Origin of the sequence: Phyllobacterium sp. SYP-B3895 (genome assembly GCF_009647635.1) — a bacterium.
GTDB lineage: Bacteria > Pseudomonadota > Alphaproteobacteria > Rhizobiales > Rhizobiaceae > Phyllobacterium > Phyllobacterium pellucidum.
In genome coordinates, this window is sequence record NZ_WJIG01000003.1 from 875829 (window position 1) to 891070 (window position 15242).

At 58.5% G+C, this 15242-nt stretch carries 13 protein-coding genes and 1 tRNA gene; 6 read left to right on the forward strand and 8 right to left on the reverse strand.

The genetic code is table 11. The annotated features are described in order from the left end of the window. The first annotated feature begins 2 nt into the window (after positions 1–2). Entirely contained in the window at positions 3–425 is a 423-nt protein-coding gene (arsC, locus tag GF108_RS16810) for an arsenate reductase (glutaredoxin) (protein WP_153669188.1), read from the forward strand. Between the two features lie 9 nt (positions 426–434). Here arsC and GF108_RS16815 read toward each other — a convergent pair whose 3' ends face one another. Continuing rightward, positions 435–1562, reverse strand: a complete 1128-nt coding sequence (locus GF108_RS16815) for an LCP family protein (RefSeq protein WP_153669190.1) — start codon at positions 1560–1562, stop codon at positions 435–437. A gap of 233 nt (positions 1563–1795) precedes the next feature. On the opposite strand from GF108_RS16815, the gene GF108_RS16820 reads away from it, so the two are divergent. Together GF108_RS16820 and GF108_RS16825 are read left to right on the forward strand one after the other, a co-directional pair. After that, the gene (locus GF108_RS16820; RefSeq protein ID WP_153669192.1) at positions 1796–2257 is read left to right on the forward strand and encodes a nucleoside deaminase; all 462 of its coding nucleotides are present in this window, start codon (positions 1796–1798) and stop codon (positions 2255–2257) included. Between the two features lie 127 nt (positions 2258–2384). Beyond that, positions 2385–2774, forward strand: a complete 390-nt coding sequence (locus GF108_RS16825; protein WP_153669194.1) for a nuclear transport factor 2 family protein — start codon at positions 2385–2387, stop codon at positions 2772–2774. A gap of 119 nt (positions 2775–2893) precedes the next feature. Here the strand turns inward: GF108_RS16825 and GF108_RS16830 are convergent, their stop codons facing one another. Then, positions 2894–6691: a vitamin B12-dependent ribonucleotide reductase gene (locus GF108_RS16830; RefSeq protein WP_153669196.1), complete on the reverse strand. Its 3798-nt coding sequence runs from the start codon at positions 6689–6691 to the stop codon at positions 2894–2896. A gap of 611 nt (positions 6692–7302) precedes the next feature. Further along, a complete protein-coding gene (locus GF108_RS16835) occupies positions 7303–7785 on the reverse strand; it encodes an NUDIX hydrolase (protein ID WP_027231558.1) in 483 nt (160 codons plus the stop codon). Between the two features lie 244 nt (positions 7786–8029). Between GF108_RS16835 and corA the strand changes: the two genes are divergently transcribed. After that, positions 8030–9070 (forward strand): magnesium/cobalt transporter CorA, encoded by a 1041-nt coding sequence (gene corA, locus GF108_RS16840; RefSeq protein WP_091945747.1) that lies wholly within the window; start codon positions 8030–8032, stop codon positions 9068–9070. A 3-nt stretch (positions 9071–9073) separates the two neighbouring features. On the opposite strand, the gene gpt is transcribed toward corA, so the two are convergent. The 3 genes from gpt to GF108_RS16855 all read right to left on the reverse strand — a co-directional run bounded on the left by gpt (position 9074) and on the right by GF108_RS16855 (position 11421). After that, positions 9074–9571 (reverse strand): xanthine phosphoribosyltransferase, encoded by a 498-nt coding sequence (gpt, locus tag GF108_RS16845; RefSeq protein ID WP_027231556.1) that lies wholly within the window; start codon positions 9569–9571, stop codon positions 9074–9076. A 145-nt stretch (positions 9572–9716) separates the two neighbouring features. After that, positions 9717–10559 (reverse strand): universal stress protein, encoded by an 843-nt coding sequence (locus GF108_RS16850; protein ID WP_153669197.1) that lies wholly within the window; start codon positions 10557–10559, stop codon positions 9717–9719. Between the two features lie 109 nt (positions 10560–10668). Beyond that, on the reverse strand, positions 10669–11421 hold the full coding sequence (locus tag GF108_RS16855) for a competence/damage-inducible protein A (protein ID WP_153669200.1): 753 nt from the start codon (positions 11419–11421) through the stop codon (positions 10669–10671). Between the two features lie 148 nt (positions 11422–11569). On the opposite strand from GF108_RS16855, the gene GF108_RS16860 reads away from it, so the two are divergent. Then, positions 11570–11655 (forward strand) — tRNA-Leu (locus GF108_RS16860). A gap of 87 nt (positions 11656–11742) precedes the next feature. After that, positions 11743–13248 (forward strand): glycosyltransferase family 39 protein, encoded by a 1506-nt coding sequence (locus GF108_RS16865; RefSeq protein ID WP_153669202.1) that lies wholly within the window; start codon positions 11743–11745, stop codon positions 13246–13248. Between the two features lie 5 nt (positions 13249–13253). On the opposite strand, the gene GF108_RS16870 is transcribed toward GF108_RS16865, so the two are convergent. Together GF108_RS16870 and GF108_RS16875 are read right to left on the reverse strand one after the other, a co-directional pair. Then, positions 13254–14756 (reverse strand): tripartite tricarboxylate transporter permease, encoded by a 1503-nt coding sequence (locus tag GF108_RS16870; protein ID WP_153669204.1) that lies wholly within the window; start codon positions 14754–14756, stop codon positions 13254–13256. Between the two features lie 7 nt (positions 14757–14763). Further along, positions 14764–15225 (reverse strand): tripartite tricarboxylate transporter TctB family protein, encoded by a 462-nt coding sequence (locus GF108_RS16875; protein WP_027231552.1) that lies wholly within the window; start codon positions 15223–15225, stop codon positions 14764–14766. Positions 15226–15242: the final 17 nt, after the last annotated feature.

A 15242-nucleotide genomic window follows, 5' to 3' on the forward strand; every position in this document is an offset into this window, starting at 1 on the left:
GAATGACTGTCACGATTTACCACAACCCGAAATGCGGCACCTCGCGTAACACACTCGCCATGATCCGCAATGCTGGAATCGAGCCGGTTATCGTGGAATATCTCAAGACGCCGCCGAGCCGGGAAACCCTGAAGGAATTGATCAGCCGAGCAGGCCTTAGCGTGCGCCAGGCCTTGCGCCAAAAAGGCACGCCCTATGTCGAGCTTGGCCTCGACAATGCTTCGCTGGACGACGATGCGCTTCTCGACGCGATGATGGCCAATCCGATCCTTATCGAACGTCCTTTCGTCGTGACCGAAAGAGGCGTGCGCCTCAGTCGCCCTTCAGAAATTGTGCTTGAGATTCTGCCAGATGCGCAGAAGGGCTCGTTTTCCAAGGAGGACGGTGAGGTCGTTATCGACAGCTCGGGCAATCGCGTACGCTGAGCCTCGATGTTATGGACGAGCAACGCCGTCGGCCTGCGAAATTTCGGCGCAGTGGTCAGCGCGGCTGGCCCCGCAGGGCTTGGTCGTGGAATCTTGCGGCTCGCCGATCTTGGCCCGCGTGAACTCGGTATCCATCAGGGATTTGTCGGCGGCTATCGAGCGGAAAAGCCGCTTTGCAGGCTTCTCGACCCACTCGACCCGTCCGGGGGATGCTGTCGAATAGTGCCATGGCATGGTGATGAAGTGTATATTTTCAGACGAAAGATGCTGGACGGCGAAGGCGAGTTCCCGCATGACGCCCGGACTGAAACCCGGGTCGGTGATGACGGACTTCGTCGCGGCATCCATGAAGGTGAAGAGCCGCACAGGGTTCGCCAGTTGCGCTCCGAGCAGTTTTTGGGCCATGGCACCAAAGAATTCATGCTGGCGATGAATGCGTCCGATATCGGTGCCGTCGCCTATGCTGTAGCGGGCGCGCACGTAGCCTAGCGCTTCTTCGCCATTAAGCGTCTGGCATCCCGCAGCGAGGTCCAGCCCGGCAAGCTTGTCGTGGATTGGTTCGGATATGCAATATTCGACGCCGCCAATGGCCTCCACAATCCGCCTGAAGCCGCTAAAATCGACCTTGATCACGTGATCAATCTTTATGCCTGTCAGTGTTTCGACGGTCTTCCAGGTACAACCGATGCCGCCGAACATGAAGGACGAGTTGATCATACCGAGGTGCGCCCGCTGGCCGGGCAGGCCCTCGCGGCCGGAGCAGGTCGGAAGGGGTACGAGCAGGTCGCGCGGGAAGCTCACGACATTCAACTCGCTGCGATCGGCCGAAAGATGCGCGAGCATGAGGACGTCGCTGCGCTCGCCGGGATTGGCGACGGAAGCGGTTTGCTGGTCCGAACCCACGATCAGTATGTTGAGCGCATCAGGCGATGCCTTGGCCGGTCGACGATTGCCGAGGTCGGCTTCAGCAACCTCGAAGTGCCGCAAATTGCTCGTGAACTTCCAATACATTCCGCAAATGGCAAGCAGGATTACAAGCATCAGGCAAGTGACGGAAGCGAGCAGCAAATGCAGCCGCCGGCGACGTTGAGGATCGCCCTCAGGCTTCGGCGCGCTGTTGATCAATCCGTCACTCACAAAATTCTCCAGTAGAACAAGCCAAGGTAATCATTATCCGGGCCAAGCCAACTAACATTTCCGTTTTAACGATGCCCATCGCACAAGCAACAACGCGAATGCCAGAGAATTCGAACAAGACATTTGCCATGCCCAGAGTGTGCTAACGCCGCAAGGAGATGGCCAGGCCGTTGCGACACGCGGCAGAACGACTATGCTGAGAGGCGCGAATTGAAGGAAGGCGCTATCGCACTATGACGGACATCAATCAATTTCTCGAAGAGGCTATCGCCCTTGCACTCGACAATGCAAAAACGGGTGGCCGCCCTTTCGGGGCGGTGGTCGTCAAGGACGGCAAGGTCATCGCGCGCGGCGTCAACCGGATTCAGACCGACAACGATCCAACAGCGCATGCCGAGCTCCTGGCCCTCCGTGCTGCCGGGCTTGCATTGCAATCTCCACGTCTGGACGGCTGTTCGGTCTACGCAAGCGGCCAACCCTGTCCCATGTGCCTCGCAGCCATACGCATGGCCGGTATTGGCGATATCACGTTCGCTTATTCCAATGAACAGGCAGAACCGTTCGGCCTCTCTACGGCCGTCATAGCAAAAGAGTTGGCGAAACCAATCGACGAACAAGCGGGGCTGTCATACACGCATTCGCCCGTGGGCGATGGTAAGCTGTATCACGTTTGGCAGGACCACCAAAGGCGCTGACATCCGCGTCATTCTGTAATGGCTGCGGGTCTTGTCCTGAGAAGGCGAGCACCCGCGCAGCGACGGTAGCGGGAACCTGGGGCATCACTGAGCGTTTTTCGATGATACACCATCGGAGGACGAGGCCATGACCGCTCGCAGGATGCCAACGAAGGATGACATCGTAGCTCTCGAAAAATCCTATTGGGATGCGATGAAGGCGAAAGACGGCGGCCGCACAGCGGAACTTTCTGCGGATCCGGCTCTTGTTACCGGCGCCCAAGGTGTGATGCGCATCGGCAAAAAGAAAATGGGCCAGATGACCGAGGACGGCAACTGGAGCCTGGAATCCTATGATTTCGCAGATGTCGAGGTTTCGACGCCGTCGCCTGATGTCGCGCTTATCGCCTACACGGTCGAGCAGAATGTAACGATGAATGGCAAATCGCAGAAAATGCGGGCCGCAGATAGTTCGGTTTGGATTCGCGGATCAAATGGTTGGGAGTGTCACGCGCACAGCGAGACGTTTCTGAAGTAGCGAACCCGTTCGTCTGAAAATTTTCATCTCCGGCCGTGAAAACGACCGGAGATGAATTTGCTTGTTCTGAACATTGTCCAGCCGATTGTGCCGGAGAATGAGCGCTGCAGTCGAACCTATCAGCTGCAGCCGCTGGTTGCGCCGCATGTGTCGCACTTCAGGCAGGTGCCGTTGCGCACCATCGTGAAGTTCGAGCACTCCGAGCAGTTGTCGCCGGTGTAGCCCTGCATCATCGACTTGATGCGCCGGTCCGACATGATTTTCTTTGCTTCGGCCTTCGCTTCCTCGGCGATAGCTTCTGCATCCTCATTCTCGAAGAGCGCGGAAGCGGCGCTGGCCTCGGCCTCGCCCTTGGCGCGTTCTTCATAATCGCGCTTGAAGGCCGAGGATTCCTCGCTGACTGCGGCGATGGCCGGTTTGGCAGCGACGGCGACGGCGGAGCGGGCGGCAAGGGTCGTGACATTTGATGACGCAGCTGCCTTCGGAGCGCTTACCGCACCCTGACCCCCTGCATTGCTAAAACCCTTTGGGTCCGCCTTGCCCGGCGAGACCACTTTCAGCGAAGCGCCGCGCGTCAGGCCCTTCGATACCGGTTCCGCCTTGCCTTCGGAAATACCACGCCCGAGCGAAGTGTTCGAGAAGTCAGACTGATCGACATGGGCGAGGTCGTGACGGTCGAGATAGGAAACGGCAAGTTCGCGGAAGACGTAATCGAGGATCGATGTTGCGTTCTTGATCGCATCATTGCCCTGAACCATGCCGGCCGGCTCGAACTTGGTGAAGGTGAAGGCTTCCACATATTCCTCGAGCGGCACTCCATATTGAAGGCCGAGCGAGATGGCGATGGCGAAGTTGTTCATCATTGCACGGAAGGCGGCGCCTTCCTTGTGCATGTCGATGAAGATTTCGCCGAGACGGCCATCGTCGAATTCGCCGGTGCGCAGGTAGACCTTGTGGCCGCCGACAACTGCCTTCTGCGTGTAGCCCTTGCGCCGGTTGGGCAGCTTCTCGCGGTCATGGATATATTTCTCGACGATGCGCTCGACGATCTTTTCGGTGACCTGCACGGCGCGTGCCGCGGTTGGTGCCTCGATCAGCGCCTCGACTGCATCGTCCTCATCCTCGTCCTCATCGGCGATAAGCGAGGAATTGAGCGGCTGCGAAAGCTTGGAACCGTCGCGGTAGAGCGCGTTTGCCTTGAGTGCCAGCTTCCACGAGAGCATGTAGGCGGACTTGCAATCGTCGACCGTTGCTTCATTCGGCATGTTGATCGTTTTGGAGATCGCGCCGGAAATGAATGGCTGGGCGGCGGCCATCATGCGAATGTGGCTGTCGACCGAGAGGAAACGCTTGCCGACCTTGCCGCAGGGATTGGCGCAATCGAACACCGGATAGTGCTCTTCCTTCAGGAAGGGGGCGCCTTCGAGCGTCATTGCACCGCAGACATGGATATTGGCGGCTTCGATTTCCTTCTTCGAGAAGCCAAGAGCCGGCAGCATCTCAAAGGAAATGTCATTGAGTTGCTCGTCGGTGAAACCGAGAGCGTTTCTGGCAAAATCTTCACCCAGCGTCCACTTGTTGAAGGCGAACTTGATGTCGAAGGCCGACTTCAGCGCAGTGTTCAACGTGGCGATGATCTCGTCGGTAAATCCCTTCGCCTTCAGCGAGCCGGGATTGATGCCGGGCGCCTGGTTGAGATTGCCATGGCCAACCGCATAGGCCTCGATCTCGGCAATCTGGCTTTCCGTATAGCCGAGCGTGCGCAGGGCTTCCGGTACGGCGCGGTTGATGATCTTGAAGTAGCCGCCACCGGCAAGCTTCTTGAATTTCACCAAGGCGAAGTCGGGCTCGATACCGGTGGTGTCGCAATCCATGACAAGGCCGATCGTGCCGGTCGGTGCGATGACGGTTGCCTGGGCGTTACGATAGCCATGCTTCTCGCCGAGCGCCAGTGCCTGGTCCCAGGCGGATTTCGCATGGGCAATCAAGTCCTGGTCAGGGCAGTCGGTGGCGATCAGGGCGACCGGGTTTACCGAAAGCGCCTCGTAGCCTTGGGTTTCGCCATGGGCAGCGCGGCGATGGTTGCGAATGACGCGCAGCATGTTGGCGGCATTCGGCGCATAGCCCGGGAAAGTGCCGAGCTCCTTCGCCATTTCGGCGGAGGTCGCATAGGCAACGCCGGTCATGATCGCGGTGAGGGCACCGCCGATGGCGCGGCCTTCAGCGCTGTCATAGGGAATGCCGGAGGTCATCAGCAGGCCGCCGATATTGGCATAGCCGAGGCCGAGCGTGCGGTATTCGTAGGAGAGCCGTGCGATCTCCTTCGAAGGGAATTGCGCCATCATCACCGAGGTTTCGAGGACGATGGTCCACAGACGGGCCGTATGCTCGTAGCCGACGACGTCGAACTTTCCGTCCTTGCCGCGATAGGTGAGGAGGTTGATCGAGGCGAGGTTGCAGGCCGTATCGTCAAGGAACATATATTCCGAGCACGGATTTGACGCGCGGATCGGCCCTGCGGCGGGGCAAGTATGCCAATCATTCATGGTCGTATTGAAATGCAGGCCCGGATCAGCCGAGGCCCACGCGGCGTAGCCGATCTTTTCCCAGAGGTCGCGGGCTTTCAGCGTCTTCATTACCTTGCCGTCCTTGCGGGCGGTCAGGTTCCAGTTGCCATCGCCTTCGACGGCGCGCAGGAACTCATCCTTCAGCGAAACCGAATTGTTGGAGTTCTGGCCGGCAACGGTGAGATAGGCTTCCGAATCCCAATCCGTATCGTAGGTCTTGAAGTCGATGTCCGTGTAACCCTGCCGGGCAAACTGAATGACCCGCTGGATATAGTTTTCCGGAACCTGGTTCTTCTTCGCGGCCTTGATCTCGCGCTTCAGCGCCGGATTCTTGGTCGGGTCGTAGCAATCGCCATTGTCGGCCTCGCAATTGACGCAAGCCTTCATGATCGCGGTCAGGTGCTGGCGAACGATCTTCGAGCCGGTCACAAGCGCGGCAACCTTCTGCTCTTCTTTGACCTTCCAGTCGATATATTCCTCGATATCCGGATGATCGACGTCAACGACGACCATCTTCGCGGCGCGGCGCGTCGTGCCACCCGACTTGATGGCGCCGGCAGCGCGGTCGCCGATTTTCAGGAACGACATCAGGCCGGATGAGCGGCCGCCGCCCGAAAGCTTTTCGCCTTCGCCGCGCAGATAGGAGAAGTTCGAGCCGGTGCCCGAGCCATATTTGAACAGGCGCGCCTCGCGCACCCACAGATCCATGATGCCGCCTTCATTGACGAGATCGTCGGCAACAGACTGGATGAAGCAGGCATGCGGTTGCGGATGCTCGTAGGCGGACTTTGATTTTGTCAGCTTGCCGGTTTCGGGATCGACATAATAATGACCCTGGCCGGGGCCATCGATGCCATAGGCCCAATGCAGGCCGGTGTTGAACCATTGCGGGGAATTGGGCGCGACGCGCTGGGTCGCGAGCATGTAGGCAAGTTCGTCGCGGAAGGCGAGGGCATCTTCCTCACTGTCGAAGTACTTGCCCTTCCAGCCCCAATAGGTCCAAGTGCCGGCAAGGCGGTCGAAGACCTGGCGTGCGTCCATTTCCGAGCCATAGCGCGCATCTGCCGGCAGTGCCGCGAGCGCCTCTTCGTCGGCAACCGAGCGCCAGAGCCATGACGGAACGTTGTTCTCTTCGACCTTCTTCAGCTTGGCCGGCACGCCGGCCTTGCGGAAATATTTCTGGGCCAGAATATCGGCAGCCACCTGACTGAACTGGGCCGGAACGTCGATATTCTCAAGACGGAACACGACGGATCCATCAGGATTTTTGATCTCACTCGTCGCTACACGAAATTCGATGTCCGCATAGGCTGACTGATTGTCTTTGGTAAAACGCCGTTCTATCCGCATCTCTCTCGTCCTTGTCTCTATATATAGTGTCCATCGGGCTCCCTGTGAAGAGACGCGCAGCTATGGACACATGTCCGCCCTATGCGGCTCCAGCGGTCTGGAGCCAGCCGAATTTCCTCGACCCGTCATCGGCGCGGTCGCCCGCATGATTTCCGGGCCTGGCGGCCCTTTTTTTGACGCCTGTCGTGTGATTCATCTTTATGATGTGCTCACACTATCTGGTATTCACTCTACCCTGTAAACACTAAATATAGTGTTAAATTGCCGTTTACCCAAGAAATATCTGCCAGCAGTTGGAAGGAAGTTGTCCATCCGGGCATAGCTTCGCCGACGCCTTGGCACAACAGGCCAAGCTGCGGAAAAACCTGCATAAACTGGTAAGAAGACCGGTAACAGACACGCCGGCCACGCCACGAACGCAACGCCGTCGATCATAAAAAATGACTCGGGCGTGAGCGTCAAGGCATAGTTTTTTACATATTTGTGACCGCAATATCTTGTGTGTCACATATGTGGATAACGGGGAGAACCTTGCGGAAAAAACGCCTGTGGATAGGCGTCGCGAAAAACGACGACGATCGTCAAGTCAGCGGAAATCAGCGCGCTTGAAACTAGTGAAGGTCCAGGATTGCAGGATCGAAGCTGGCGATAAGCTCGCGCAATTCGGGCTCGTCGACGCATTCTGCTGCGGCGGCCACGCTCATCCATTCGATGCGGCGCTGGCCGCGCTCCGGCCAGTTCTTTTCCTGCCGGGAAAAATGCATCGGAAAAACGTCGACAATAAAGTCGCCATTCTCGCCGTCGCACATGTCGCTCTTCTTGTAGGTGTAGGTGCCGATGGAGAAGGGCGCGACATCGCCGCGTGCGCCCGCTTCCTCATAGGCTTCGGTGCGTGCGGACTGAGCGAAAGTCTTGCGTACCTGCGGCCAGCCCTTGGGCAACACCCAACGGCCGGTACCCCGGCTCGTAACCAGCAAGATTTCCGTCTTGCTCTTCTTCGTACGATAGACAAGCGCCGCCACCTGGCGAATTTTGCCGTTTGGCAATTCAATTCGCTTGTCGGTCACGATCTCATCCAGGTAGGTTACGTTCAATGTTCCGCTCGTACTTTAGTCTTACTATTTTCTATTAATGTGGACCGATTCTCCGAATTCACAAGTGTTTCGGCCCAACTACAGGTTGCTTATACGCCACTTGTGACGATTTTTTGAACAGCAGTGCAAAAATCTCACGATCCACCATTCTAATTGCAGGGCCAACCAACCACACGACCAAGTGATAACTGGAAAGGGATCGCTACACGCGATAATCTGTTCGTTCAACGCGATCGGAGGTGCAATGGTTTCCCAACATTCGTCTTTCGATGACGATTTACCTCATTCGCACACTTCGACCGCGGACACCGGCCGTTCGAGCGTCATTGCCTCGTGTGTTTACGCCAATGGCAAGCGTATTGCCGATATTCCGATCGATGAGGCTGGCAACTGGTCCAAGAAAGACGGACATGTGGTGTGGATAGGGCTTCTCGAGCCTGACGGCGAACTCCTGCACCGGGTACAGAACCAGTTTGGCCTGCATAGCCTTGCGATAGAGGATGCCGAGCACGCGCACCAACGGCCGAAGCTCGAGCAATATGGCGATGCGATTTTCGTGGTGGCGCGCACAGCGCAACTCATCGACAATCGGGTGGCTTTCGGCGAGACCCATGTCTTTGTCGGCAAGGGTTATCTCGTCAGCGTCCGTCACGGACCTTCAACGTCCTACACGGCCGTCCGCCAACATTGGGAAACATCGCCCTACGCCCTGGCCAAGGGCGAGGATTTCATCCTCTACGCCATTCTCGATTTCATCGTGGACAATTACATGCCGGTGCTCGAGTCGATCCATGACGAGGTCGAGTCGATCGAAGACCGCGTCCTGACCAAGCCCATGACCAGCAGCGATCTGGAGCGGCTCTACATGCTTCGGCGCGATCTTTTGCGCCTGCGCAACGCCATTGGTCCACTGGTCGATGTATGCGGGCGGCTCAGCAATACGGACCTGCCGCAGATACAGACCGCGATGCAGCCCCTGTTTCGCGATGTGACAGATCATGTGCGCACGGTGCAGGAAAAGATCGACGGTTTGCGCGAGGTTCTCGCCTTCGCCTTCGAGGCGAGCCTGCTCGTCGGCCAAAGCCAGGAGACGATTATTTCCAAGCGGCTCGCCGCATGGGCGGCAATCCTCGCCGTGCCGACGGCAATTGCCGGGATCTACGGCATGAACTTCAAATACATGCCCGAACTCGACTCGCCGAACGGCTATTACTGGATCATGGCACTGATGCTGTGCGTGTGCCTGATCCTCTTCTGGCGGTTCCGCAAGAGCGGCTGGCTCTAGCGATCAGCCACGGTGTCCCTTGGTTATCGGTTCCTGATATGTCAGGCCCATGTCCCAGGGAAAATAGATCCAGGTATCCTGCGAGACTTCCGTAACGAACGTATCGATGAGCGGGCGGCCCTTGGGCTTGGCATAAACAGTGGCGAAATGGGCCTTTGGCATCATCGAACGGACGATAGCCGCCGTCTTGCCGGTATCGGTGAGGTCGTCGACAACGAGAATGCCTTCGCCCTCATTTTCGAGGAGGCGCGCATCGACATCCTTCAGCACCTTGAGATCGCCCTGCTCGTCATAATCATGGTAGGAGGCGATGCAGACTGTCTCGATCATCCTTATGCCGAGTTCGCGGCAGATAATCGCTGCTGGAACAAGCCCGCCGCGCGTGATCGCCACCATGGCGCGCCATTCGCGCTGCATCCCGGCGACGCGCCAGGCGAGGGCGCGCGCGTCGCGATGAAACTGGTCCCAGGAGACCGGAAAAGCTTTGTCGGGCAGGGACATGGCGCGCACTCCAATAAGGCTGGATCGATAAAATAGCGGAAATCCGCTCGGAATGCATTTCGCAATAGCGGCAAATGCCGGCCGATGGCAAGCGGCATGCGATGTTGGCCCATCGCGACTACTCGAAATATGTGTATTGCGGGCGCTAGCGCGACATCAGCGTCAGGCATGGCATGTCTGCCATGATCGAACTGGTCACGCCGCCGAACACCCATTCCTTCAGGCGCGACTGGCTATAGGCACCCATCACGAACAGCGATGCATTGGTTTCGGCAATGCGGCGACGCAACACCTTGTCAGTGGCCTCACCATGAGAGTCGACGATGTGGGGCGTGACGTTCACGCCGTGACGCCGCAACGCATCGGAAAGCGGCGTGCCCGGGATTTCGAGGCTGGGATCGACCGGCTTCTTGGGATCGATCCACAGGATATCGACGGAGTGCGCCTTGAGAAGCAGGGGAAGCGCATCGAACGCGGCGCGCGACGCCTCGCGCTTGCCATTGAAGGCAAGCACCACATGATCGATCCGTTCAGGGATGCTGACCTTGTAGGGAACGAAGAGCACCGGCCGGCCGCTTTCCATCACAAGCGGATCGGTGACATCGTTGACGCTGTCGGGATCGTTCGGGTCAGGCTGACCGGCAATGATGATATCGGCGCGCAACGCACTCTGGGTGACCCCTGCGGAAGGACTGCTGCTTTCCGAGCGCACGATGCGAAATTCATGGCTGATCTTGCCGCGCCCCATTTCGGCATTGAAAAGCTTGGTGATCGCCTCGGAATTTTCCTTGTGCCGCTGCTCATGCGCTTCAAACAGCGTCGTATCGGCAAAGCCGGTAGGGTCGGCGTAAACGATCGGCGAGGGGATCGTATAGAGACCAATGATGTGGGTTCGCTCACTCGACGAAGCAATCAGTCTTGCGGCATCGATCACTCTCTTTGCTTCACGTTCGCTGCGAATGAATGCGATGATCGTGCGAAATGCCATAGTGGTCTCCATCATATCTTGCGCCGCTCGGCGCATCTGACAGTATTATACCCCTTAAACACAAGAATTTCTTTGCGTTTTCCGTAAGCTGGCGTCAATTCGATGTGTATCAGCGTCCAAGCTGCGATGCCGACAAGCCCTCGACCATATTCCTGACCGCGGTTTCCGCGGCGATGAGTTTTTCCTTATCGCGAGCCCGGATGACGAGTTCGGTCGAGAACCTGTCATTTTCATATTTCGGGTAGGAACCGATGATCGTATCGGGATGGGCGGTTTGGATATCGCGCAGCGCAGTGGCGATTGTTCCTTCGCCAAACGGGCAATTGACCGAGCGTGACAACAACTGCTGGCCGACACGCAAAGTCGGCAAGACGTTGTCGAGCATTGCCTGAAAAACCGATGGAACGCCGGCCATCACATAGACATTGCCGATATGAAAGCCCGGGGCCGTTGAAACCGGATTGGCGATATGCTCCGATCCGCGCGGCATGCGGGCCATGCGCTGGCGGCTTTCGGTAAACTCGATGCCGCGCGCCGCATAATTGTCGCCCATGATCTTCATGGCCCTGGCATCATGTTCGCAAGGCACATCGAATGCCTTGGCGATAGCATCGGCGGTAATGTCGTCATGCGTAGGACCGATGCCGCCGGAGGTGAAGACATAGTCATAGCGGGCACGCAGCGCATTCAGCGCCTCGACGATGCGCTCTTGCTCGTCGGGGACGATGCGCACCTCCTCAAGGTCAATGCCGACCGCCGTCAGGATATCGGCGAGATGGCCGATATTCTTGTCCTTTGTCCGGCCGGAGAGCAATTCATCCCCGATGGCAAGCATGGCAGCGGTCACGACTTCGTTCGACATCAGATTCTCCTATCGGACGGCGACGGTAATTGCAGGCGGGGCCTGCGGCAAGCCATTTCCGATGGGCGTCGTTGCTCTTCCCGTGGAAGGCCGGCGACGGCAAATCAACGATTGACTGAATCGCTTGAACCGTTGAAAAGCAAAGCGCGCGGACGTGGCGAAACTGGTAGACGCAAGGGACTTAAAATCCCTCGGCCACAGGTCATGCGGGTTCGATCCCCGCCGTCCGCACCATGCACGCTTGCGTGAGGCGAGGCATGGCGGGTGGATTTGGAATCCAACATCGCATAAAAGCGGCACTTCCAACGCCAAGAGAAGATGATGCCGGCCATTTCAGCACAGACCCCGACCACCAGGATCAAGTCATTCGCCGCGAGCAATCCAGCGATGCTGTTCGTGCTTTGCTATTTCGCCTTCCAGATATTCTTCCTGACGATGATCTCGAATGGGGCAGGGGTCGATGACGCCGAGCAACTCGCCTATGTCGGGGCCCTGCAATGGGGCTATGGCGGCTCGCAAGCGCCGCTCTATACGTGGATCAACAGCATAGCCGGCGATGTTCTGGGCATCAGTCTCTTTACGATCTATCTCGTCAAATTCAGCATGCTCGCGAGCCTCTTTGCCAGCGTTTATTTTGGCGCAAGGCTCCTCGGGCTGTCGCGCATGGTCGCCGCCGCAGGCATGCTGGGCATGTTCATGCTGCCGCAAATTTCGTGGGAATCGCAGCGCACGCTCACCCACTCCGTCGGCGGAACGACCGGTTGCGCCTGGGCTTTCCTCGCATTTGCCTGGCATATCAAGTCGCGGTCCTGGCATTCGGCGGTACTGCTCGGGCTCGGCATCGCCGCCGGCCTTCTTGGTAAATTCAATGCAAGTTTCTTTCTTATCGCTTTGATTTTGGCTGGTCTTTCCATCCCGTCCTATCGTGCGGTGCTGCTTTCGCGTCCAACGATCGTTGCTGTCCTCGCCTTCGTTGTTGCCGTCACGCCGACGGGCCTCTGGGCGCTCGCCCATACCGAAAACCTGCTTGCGCGGACGCACAAGTTCGAAATGAACGCGGGCGGCCATTTTCTCTTCAGCCGTCTTCACGGCGAATGGAAGGTGCTCCTCAACAGCGTGCTTTTCTCAGGCGTCGCGCTGGCGTTCTTCGGCATTGCCTGGTGGCGCAGCCGCCGCGACCGGGTGACAGCGCGCTCCAGCGCGACCGATGGGGAAAAGTTCGTTGCGCGGCTCATCTGGTTCGCGCTCGCATGCGTTGCGGTCGGCGTCTTGATCAGCGGCGCTGCCGAGGTCAAGGATCGCTGGCTGCAGCCGGTCCTGTTCCTGTCGCCCTTGTATCTTGCCGTGCTGCTCGACCGGTTCATCAGATCAGATCTTCCCCTGAAGCGCTTTGCCGTGGTCGGGGCGATCTGCGGCCTCATCGTCATTCCGGGCCTCGCCATCAACATGCTCTACGCCCGCGACGGTGAAGATCCCTATATCGGCGAGCTCGACTATGCGAAGCTTTTTGCCACAACACGTGCCGAGGGCAGCTATCAGTCGGTTGTTTCCGACGGCCCGCAATTCCCCGGCAATTTGCGGCTTTATGATACGTCACTCACGCCAGTGCACATGGAGATGCCGAACGCCTCGGCGCGAATAAAGTTTCCGGCGCTCTTCGTCTGGTTCGGTGAGGGTCTCAATCCTGGCGTCATGGCCTTGATGAGCGCTGCCGGCGTGCCCACACCGCCCACGGATGTGCGGCACATTTCGCTCAACTTCAGGAATTATCCGGATCGGAACGAGGCCGTAAGCTACGTCCTCGTTCCAGGTCCGGCAGAGCCTTAGGCACCTCAATCCTCGACGAAGACCTCGTCGCGCTTCTTGCGGATGCTCGGCAGGAGCACGACGACGAGGACGGCAGCCGCAAGGAGCAGCAGACCGAGGCTCAGCGGCCGCGTCACGAATGTCGTCGGGTCGCCGCGCGACATGATCATGGCGCGGCGAAGGTGTTCCTCGAGCAGCGGGCCGAGCACGAAGCCGAGGAGAAGCGGCGCCGGTTCGCAGCGCAGTTTCGAGAGCCCGTAACCGAGAAGCCCAAAAAAGGCGACGGCGTAGAGATCGAATACATTGGAATTGACGCTGTAGACGCCGATCGAGCAGAACGCGATGATCGCCGGGAAGAGCATATAATAGGGGATCGTAAGCAGCTTCACCCAAAGGCCGATCAGCGGCAGATTGAGCAGGATCAGCATGAGATTGCCGATCCACATCGATGCGATGATGCCCCAGAACAGCGCCGGTTGTTCCGTGGCAACGTTGGGGCCGGGAACGATGCCTTGAATGATCATCGCGCCGATCATCAGCGCCATGACCGGATTGGCCGGAATGCCGAGGGTCAGCATCGGAATGAACGACGTTTGCGCGCCGGCATTATTGGCGGATTCCGGTCCTGCAACGCCGGCGATGGCGCCCTTGCCAAACTCTTCCGGCGTTTTCGAGATGCGCTTTTCCACCGTATAGGAGGCGAAGGAAGCGAGAATTGCGCCGCCCCCGGGCAGGATGCCAAGTGCCGAACCGATCGCCGTGCCGCGCAGGATCGGCGCAGTCATGGCCTTCCAGTCCTCGCGCGTCGGCCAGAGATTGGTCACTTTCTTGATCATGACGTCGCGCTCATGCTCGTTTTCGAGATTGCGCAGAATCTCGGCGATGCCGAAGACACCGACGGCGAGGGCGACGAAATTCAGGCCATCGGAGAGTTCGAGGATCCCGAGGTTGAACCTCGGCGTACCCGTATAAATATCGGTGCCGACAAGCCCAAGCAGAAGCCCGAGAACCACCATTCCAAGCGCCTTGATGACCGAGCCATGGGCAAGCGCGATGGACGAGACGAGGCCGACGATCATCAGCGAGAAATATTCGGCTGAACCGAATTGCAGCGCCACGGCGGTGAGCGGCGGCGCAAAGACGGCGACAAGGATCGTCGAAACGGTACCGGCGAAGAACGAGCCAATGGCGGCTATCGCGAGCGCTGCGCCGGCGCGGCCCTTGCGCGCCATCTGGTAGCCGTCGATGGCGGTGACCGCCGAGGACGATTCCCCGGGCATGTTGATCAGGATCGCCGTCGTCGAGCCGCCATACTGCGCGCCGTAATAGATGCCGGCGAGCATGATCAGGGAAGAGACCGGCTCGAGCTGGAATGTGAGCGGCAGAAGCATGGCGATCGTCGCGGTCGCGCCGATGCCCGGCAATACGCCGATCAGCGTGCCGAGAATAACGCCGATCAGGCAGAAGAACAGGTTCCACGGGTGTCCCGCGGTAACGAAGCCAAGCGTGAGATTGTCGATCAGTTCCATCTTGGCCTCACTGTCCGAGCCAGGGGCCGAACCGCCGGAAGGGCAGGCCAAGCGCGTAGCTGAAAACAATTACCGAAAAAAGTGTCAGCCCGCTGACGAGGAGAAGGGCGGTTCCAGGCCGCATCTTCGAGCTGGCGAAGGCGGCGAGCAGGCCGGACAGGAACAGGGAAGGCACAAAGCCAAGTCCACGCACCGTGAGGCCGAAAAGAATGGGAGCTGGCAGGATGAAAAGCATGCCGCGCCAGGCGATCGGACCCATCGGCTCATGCTCGACCTGCGTGCCCTGGATGATCACGATGATCCCGAAAATGACGAGCAGGCCGGCGAGGACCAGAGGGAAATAGCCCGGACCCATCTTGAAGGCCGTTCCGATATCGAGGCCATAGGCCTGAATTGCGAAGAAGAGACCGACTGCGATGAAAAACAGGCCGCATATCAGGTCGCGCATACTGAAACTCAAGGATTTCATATGTCCCCCGTACCAAT